We start from the raw sequence: 681 nt of genomic DNA, 5'->3' as shown, positions 1-681 counted from the left end.
TAAGTGCTGCGATCGCGCATAAGCTAAGCAGCAATGGTCTGAATCGATTGTTGTCATCGATGTATGGCCTCGCTTTTACCCCAAGTACGAAACCTAATAGGCATACCGGCAAAAAACTAAGACTTTCTATTAGTAGCTGCTGATTTAATACGCCGATATAGGCGTAGGAAATCATGCTGATTGTGCAGCTATAACCAAAATATATCGACAGGTTTGCGCGTATGTTTTGAGGCTTTCCGTGCTGCATGACTAAGGCCATAGGCGGTCCACCAATGGACGTCGTCGTTCCCATTATTCCACTGATAAATGCTGCAAGCCCCATTCGTCTTGGGGTGTAATCAAACTGCTTGCCATAGTAAGAAATGATTACCGCCGCAAAAACGCATCCGGCGACAAACAGTTGAAGGGCAAAAATATCGAGTTGAAGTAGTAACCATGCACCTAATATCGTACCGGGGATTCTTGTAACAAAAGGCAGCGCTAAGGCGCGATATTCGATGTATTCGCGCTGATTCCAGGTGTTGAGAACGCTCAAGAATAGCGCGCATAAGGTGAGTGCGACGGGAACCCATAAAGGGTTAAGGATGACAATAATAGGTGCGGCAATCACAGCCATTCCAAAGCCCAATGCAGTCTGAATCCAGCATCCGACAAATAAGCTCAGTGCAGCAAGCAGACAAA

At 46.3% G+C, this 681-nt stretch carries 1 protein-coding gene; it reads right to left on the bottom strand.

Annotated features, from left to right (window positions below; translation table 11 throughout):
* A partial coding sequence (locus A3762_RS05410; RefSeq protein ID WP_068754433.1) for a sulfite exporter TauE/SafE family protein occupies positions 1 to 681 on the bottom strand: 681 nt, incomplete at both ends.

It is taken from the genome of Oleiphilus sp. HI0125, assembly GCF_001635355.1.
The sequence above is the reverse complement of the archived record's forward strand: the minus strand, read 5'-3'. Positions and strand labels throughout refer to the sequence as shown.